The following is a 5,451-nucleotide window of genomic DNA, read 5'->3' as shown; positions in this document are numbered from 1 at the left end:
CCGCCGTCGAGGGCGTGGTCTGCTCCCTCGCTGACGGCCTGGCCGCCCTGCAGGCACAGGGTGTGGATGCCCGCCGGGTCATCCTGGTGGGCGGCGGCGCGCAGTCGGCAGCGGTCCAGCAGGCCGCCTGCCGGTTGCTGGGCCTGCCCGCGTTTGTTCCGACGCCCGGCGAATACGTGGCCGACGGCGCAGCCCGCCAGGCAGCCGCGGTGCTGGCCGGCGCCTTCCCGGACTGGCCCCTCAGCGGCGTTGAACTGCCGGTGGAAACGTCCGACGGCGGCACCCTGGCCAGATACCGGAGGCACGCTGCCGCCTATCTCGCATAGTTCCTGCCGGGAACACAAAAGGACCTGCACCGCCAACGGTGCAGGTCATTTTGCTGGTGGGGCGCAGGCTCCTGCCGTGACGTTAGCAGGAGCCCGCGGTCTGAATCAGGTCAGGCGTAAGGAAGCACAAGCTCCGCATACCGCTCCTTGACCGTGGCCAGGACGGTGTTGCCGTCCGTGTCCCAGATCTCCTGATTGAAGATTTCAACCTCGATGTCGCCGGTGTAGCCAGCCTCGCGCACCCAGGTTCCAATGGTGGCGAAGTCCACGACGCCGTCGCCCATGTAACCGCGGGACAGCAGCGGATCGGCGGCAATGGGCATGTTGAAGTCGCACACCTGGTAGGAGGCGATCCGGCCCTCCCGGCCGGCCCGCGCGATCTGGGCCTTGAGCTCCGGGTCCCACCAGACGTGGAAGGTATCGACGGCGACCCCCACTGTGGAGGCGTCGAAGGGTGCTGCGAGGTCCAGTGCCTGCCCCAACGTGGAAATGAGCGCACGGTCTGCGGCGTACATCGGGTGCAACGGTTCCAGGACCAGGCGGACACCGTTCTCCTGGGCAAAAGGCGCCAGATCGGCGAGGCGGTCGGCGACGCGCCGGCGCGCGGCCACCACGTCCTTTTCCCCCGGCGCCAGGCCGCCGACCACCAGGAACAGTTCCTTGGTGTCCAGGGCCAAGGCCTCCAGGATGGCTGCCCGGTTGTCGGCCAGCGCGGCGGCCTGCCCCTCGGCATCGGCAGCGGTCAGGAAGCCGCCACGGCACAGGGACGAGACCCGGAGACCCGCGTCTTTGATCAGGCGTGCCGCTTTGTCCAGGCCGGCTTCTTCAACGCGGTCACGCCAAGGCCCGATCGATGGAATACCGGCGTTGACGCAACCGTCAACAACCTGGGCGAGGGTCCATTTTTTCGTGGTGGCACTGTTGATCGCGAGGCGGGAGAAGTCGCTCATACTCCCACTCCGTTGATGCGCAGGTAGTCGGACATCCGGAATGCGGCCAGGGCCGGGTCCTTCAGCAGCCCCGCCTGGTCGGCGAGTTCGAACGTCCTGGCCAGGTGGCATACGGACCGGCCGGAGTGCAGGCCGCCCACCATTTGGAAGCCAGGCTGCTTGCCGTTGAGCCAGGACATAAAGGCGATCCCGGTCTTGTAGTAGAACGTGGGTGCGCTGAAGATGTGCTTGCCCAGTTCCCGCGTGGAGTCCAGGATTTCGCGCGCCTTGACGCCGTTGCCGGCGTCGTAGTGCTGCAGCGCGACGGAAGCCGCCGGGTAGATGGCCGCGAAGATCCCCAGCAGGGCATCCGAGTGGTGGCTTCCGTCGCCGTCGATCAGTTCGGGGTAGTTGAAATCGTCCCCGGTGTAGAGGCGGACGCCTTCGGGCAGGACTGCCCGGAGGGATACCTCGTGGCTGGCGTCGAGCAGGGAAACCTTGACGCCGTCAACCTTGTCTGCGTTGTCGCGGATCAGGGAGAGGAACGTTTCGGTCGCCTGTGCCACATCATCTGAACCCCAGTAGCCGGCCAGGGCGGGATCGAACATCGTTCCAAGCCAGTGCAGGATGACAGGCTGGTCCACTTCCTGGAGCAGGGTGGAGTACACCTTGAGGTAATCGTCCGGTCCGCCGGCAACCTTCGCCAGGGCGCGGGAGGCCATCAGGATGACCTTTGGTCCGGCTTCGGACACGACGGCGATCTGCTCGCGGTAGGCATCGAGTACGGCAGCAAGTCCGGCCTCTCCGGCGGGCAGGGCAGCCATATCGAGCTGGTCCGTGCCGGCACCACAGGCGACGAGGTCCCGCACCGTCTTGCCGGCGGTTGCGGCGTTACCGGAGGAGGCCACCGAGGCTGCCTCCACACCGGTGCGCTTGATGAGCTGCTGGGTAGCTGCCCAGTCAAGTCCCATGCCGCGCTGGGCCGTGTCCATGGCATCGGCGACGCCGAGGCCATAGGACCAGAGTTCGTGGCGGTATGCCATGGTGGCGTCCCAGTCGAGGCTGGCGGGAGCGCCGGGTGTGTTGTCGCCCAGGACCTCGGGGATCACGTGCGCGGCGGCGTAGGCTCGGCGGGCGGTGAGCGGGGCAGTGGGACGCGCCCACGACGTGCTGCCCTGGAGGCGGTACTCGCGGGTGCCGCCGTCGCTGGAGGGAAGGATCAGGGAAGTCATCAGAGCGTGATCTCCGGGATGTCGATGGTGCGCCGTTCGTCGTTGGACTGCAGGCCCAGTTCAGCAAGCTGGACGCCGCGGGCAGCGGACAGCAGGCCGAAGCGGTGCTCGCGGCCGGCGACAACGTCGCGGAGGAACTCCTCCCACTGCAGCTTGAAGCCGTTGTCCAGCTCTGCGTTGGCCGGGACTTCCTGCCACTGGCTGCGGAAGGACTCGGTGACGGGAAGGTCCGGGTTCCAGACCGGCTTGGGGGTGTGTGCGCGCTGCTGGGCAACGCACTTGTTCAGGCCGGCCACGGCGGAACCGTGGGTGCCGTCGATCTGGAACTCGACCAGTTCGTCGCGGTAGACCCGGACTGCCCAGGAGGAGTTGATCTGGCCGATGACGGGCTCGCCGGCCGGGGTCTCGAGCTCGAAGATGCCGTACGAGGCGTCGTCGGCCGTTGCCTTGTATTCCTTGCCTGCTTCGTCCCAGCGCGCGGGGATGTGGGTGGCCGTCTTGGCATTGACGCTCTTGACCTTGCCGATGATGCCTTCAAGGACGTAGTTCCAGTGGCAGAACATGTCCGTGGTCATTCCGCCGCCGTCTTCCTTGCGGTAGTTCCAGGACGGGCGCTGGGCCGCCTGGACGTCGCCTTCGAAGACCCAGTAGCCGAACTCGCCACGGATGGAGAGGATCCGGCCGAAGAAGCCTTCGTCCACGAGGCGGCGCAGCTTGACCAGGCCGGGCAGGTACAGCTTGTCGTGCACAACGCCTGCTGTGACGCCGGCTTCCTTGCCGATCCGGGCCAGTTCAATCGCCTCTTCGAGGGTCTCAGCCGTGGGCTTCTCGGTGAAAATATGCTTGCCGGCCAGCATTGCTTTCTTCAGCGTGGCGGCACGGAGGCTCGTCATCGAGGCATCAAAGATGATGTCAACGGTGGGGTCGTTGATGACGGAGTCGAGGTCCGTGGTCCACTCGGACACTTTGTGCAGTTCCGCGAGTTCGCGGATTTTGGCTTCGTTGCGGCCTACCAGGATGGGTTCGACCTGGACGCGGGTACCGTCCTCCAGGGTGAAGCCGCCGGCATCACGGATGGGAAGGATGGAGCGCAGCAGGTGCTGGCGGTAGCCCATCCGGCCGGTGATGCCATTCATGGCGATACGGATCGTCTTAGTTTCGAAGCCCATGTGTCCTCCACGGTGAGTGAGCAGTATTACTCAAGCTGATTCGGGAAAGCGCATTCCCACTGCAACCATGATGCACCACCCGATCCTCACTTGGCAAGCGCTTTCCCCAAGCAGTCCCAAACTGCCATACTGAATCCAGCGTGAACAGCGCCGAACGACGACAACAACAGGAGATGCCGTGGCTGCAAGCACCCTTACCGAGGTGGCCCGGCTGGCCGGTGTCTCGCCGGCCACAGCTTCACGCGTCCTGAACGGGTCAGCCCGCACGCCCGGCAAGGACATTGCGGACCGGGTGCGCCAGGCTGCAGAATCCCTCGGCTACATTCCCAACGCCCAGGCCCAGGGACTGGCCAAATCCAGTTCCGGACTCATCGGGCTGATCGTGCATGACATTGCCGATCCCTACTTTTCCGCGATCGCCCGCGGCGTCCAGGAAGCCGCCCGTGAACAGCGCAAGATGGTGCTGCTGGCCAGTACTGAAGGCGCCCCGGAAAGCGAGAAGGAGGCCGTGGCCGCCTTCGCCGCCCGGCGGGCTGATTCGATCGTGATTGCCGGCTCCAGGATGTCCCGTCCCGAAGACCGGGAAGGCAACGCCGAACTTGCCGCCGAACTGGACCGCTACTGCCGCAACGGCGGTCAGGTCGCAGTTGTTGGCCACGCGGTCGTTGGCGCTGGCGCTGACGAGGGTTACCACGTGGTTCAGGTGCCTAACGAAGAACTGGCCGCGGAGCTCGCTGCCGAACTTGCCGCCATCAGCTCCGGCGGCTTTGTCATTATTGGCGGTCCGGAGGGCCTGCTCACCTCCGATGACCGGATCCGGGGGTTCCAGCAGGGGTTGAAGGCTGCCGGCCGGCCGGCAGCCGAGGTTTTGAGGACAGCCTTTAATCGGTCCGGCGGCTTCGACGCCGGGCTCGCGCTTGCCGCGCGCATCAAAGCGGTCCAATCAGCGGGCACCACCGCAGCGGAAGGCGATTCGCCCCCGGCCGCCCCGGCTGAAGGCCCGGCGGCGCCGCTGTGTATTTTCGCTGTCAATGACGTGATGGCGATCGGAGCCGCAGCCGCCCTGCGATCCCAGGGACTGCGGATCCCCCGCGACGCCGCCGTGGCAGGTTTTGACGACATCGAGACCCTCAGGGATTTCCGCCCGGCCCTTTCCACCGTCCATCTTCCGCTGGAGGAAATCGGCCGGCAGGCAGCCCGCCGTGCAGCGGGCAAAGACGGCAGCGCTGCCTCATTGACTCCTGTCACCGGCCAGGTCACCCTGCGTCGCAGCACCGAGACAGTCGCCTGAGGATGCGCCCCGGCTCATTCACAGCGGTCCCTGCCCGCGGTCCCCACACCGGACCCCGACCTGCAGTACTGGTCCTCCCCGGCGGAGGGTATGCCCGCCAGGCCGACCACGAAGCGGAACCTGTGGCCGGCTGGCTCGCCGGCCTGGGAATCCACGCGTATGTTCTGCGGTACCGGGTCGCTCCGCACCGGCACCCGGCCCCGCTCGAGGATGCAAAGGAAGCCATGTTGCGCATCCGCGAAGGTGCCCTTGGGCTCGACGTGGACGGTTCACGGGTGGGGGTTTTGGGCTTCTCTGCGGGAGGCCACCTGGCCGCAACCCTGTCGACGGCGGCTGCCACCGGGAGTGCCATCCTGGATGTCCGGGCAGCGGTCCCGGATCTGACAGTCCTGTGCTACCCCGTGGTGTCCTGCCTGGCTGAGCCCCATCAGGGGTCAGTGGACAACCTGCTCGGAGTGTCGCCGTCGGGCGATCTGCTGCGCAGGATGTCCGCCGAACTCCATG

6 protein-coding genes are annotated in these 5,451 nt (G+C 66.4%); 3 read left to right on the top strand and 3 right to left on the bottom strand.

All coding sequences use genetic code 11. The annotated features are described in order from the left end of the window. On the top strand, positions 1–326 hold a 326-nt coding region (locus tag DBR22_RS17620; RefSeq protein WP_258229271.1), incomplete at its 5' end, for an FGGY-family carbohydrate kinase. Positions 327–436: 110 nt separating this feature from the next. Here DBR22_RS17620 and DBR22_RS17615 read toward each other — a convergent pair. From DBR22_RS17615 to DBR22_RS17605, 3 genes are read right to left on the bottom strand one after another with little or no spacing between them, the layout of a single operon-like run. Then, the gene (locus DBR22_RS17615) at positions 437–1,276 is read right to left on the bottom strand and encodes a sugar phosphate isomerase/epimerase family protein (protein ID WP_108600088.1); all 840 of its coding nucleotides are present in this window, start codon (positions 1,274–1,276) and stop codon (positions 437–439) included. Continuing rightward, positions 1,273–2,487 (bottom strand): dihydrodipicolinate synthase family protein, encoded by a 1,215-nt coding sequence (locus tag DBR22_RS17610; RefSeq protein ID WP_108600087.1) that lies wholly within the window; start codon positions 2,485–2,487, stop codon positions 1,273–1,275. Before DBR22_RS17610 ends, DBR22_RS17615 begins: the two co-directional genes overlap by 4 nt. Further along, positions 2,487–3,656 (bottom strand): Gfo/Idh/MocA family protein, encoded by a 1,170-nt coding sequence (locus DBR22_RS17605; protein WP_108600086.1) that lies wholly within the window; start codon positions 3,654–3,656, stop codon positions 2,487–2,489. The genes DBR22_RS17610 and DBR22_RS17605 overlap by 1 nt, the downstream gene beginning before the upstream one ends. Positions 3,657–3,834: 178 nt before the next feature. On the opposite strand from DBR22_RS17605, the gene DBR22_RS17600 reads away from it, so the two are divergent. Then, on the top strand, positions 3,835–4,947 hold the full coding sequence (locus DBR22_RS17600) for a LacI family DNA-binding transcriptional regulator (RefSeq protein ID WP_108600085.1): 1,113 nt from the start codon (positions 3,835–3,837) through the stop codon (positions 4,945–4,947). A 2-nt stretch (positions 4,948–4,949) separates the two neighbouring features. After that, on the top strand, positions 4,950–5,451 hold a 502-nt coding region (locus tag DBR22_RS17595; RefSeq protein ID WP_146187552.1), incomplete at its 3' end, for an alpha/beta hydrolase.

This window comes from Arthrobacter sp. HMWF013 (genome assembly GCF_003061105.1).
Classification (GTDB): Bacteria; Actinomycetota; Actinomycetes; order Actinomycetales; family Micrococcaceae; genus Arthrobacter.
Note: the sequence above shows the minus strand (reverse complement) of the source record. Positions and strands in the feature narration are given on the sequence as shown.